We start from the raw sequence: 419 nt of genomic DNA, 5'->3' as shown, positions 1-419 counted from the left end.
CAGTACAAGCCGGCGGTATTCGTCATGCCCACGCGCAGGCCCTGGGCGGAGAACAGGTGCGCGATGAGGCGCGCGGTGGTCGTCTTGCCGTTGGTGCCGGTGACGGCGACGGTGGGAATGCGCCCGTCCTGGCCGTGCGCGAAGAGCTTGTCGACCATCGCCTGGCCAACGTTGCGCGGCTTGCCGTAGCTCGGCGAGAGGTGCATGCGCAGGCCGGGGGCGGCGTTCACCTCGACGAAGCCGCCGCCCTGCTCTTCCAGCGGGCGCAGCACGGTCTCGGCCACCATGTCCACGCCGCAGATGTGCAGGCCGACCATCTGGGCCGCGGCCACGGCGCGCGCGGCCACGTCGGGGTGCACGTCGTCGGTCACGTCGGTGGCGGTGCCGCCGGTGGAGAGGTTGGCGTTGTTGCGCAGGAT

The 419-nt window shown here is 71.4% G+C and carries 1 protein-coding gene; it reads right to left on the bottom strand.

Annotated features, from left to right (window positions below; genetic code table 11):
• On the bottom strand, positions 1-419 hold a 419-nt coding region (locus HNV26_RS37575), incomplete at both ends, for a Mur ligase family protein (protein WP_253817408.1).

The sequence above is a fragment of the Myxococcus xanthus genome, from assembly GCF_013116825.1.
GTDB classification, from domain to species: Bacteria; Myxococcota; Myxococcia; order Myxococcales; family Myxococcaceae; genus Myxococcus; species Myxococcus xanthus_B.
This window is presented reverse-complemented; position numbering and strand designations above follow the sequence as displayed.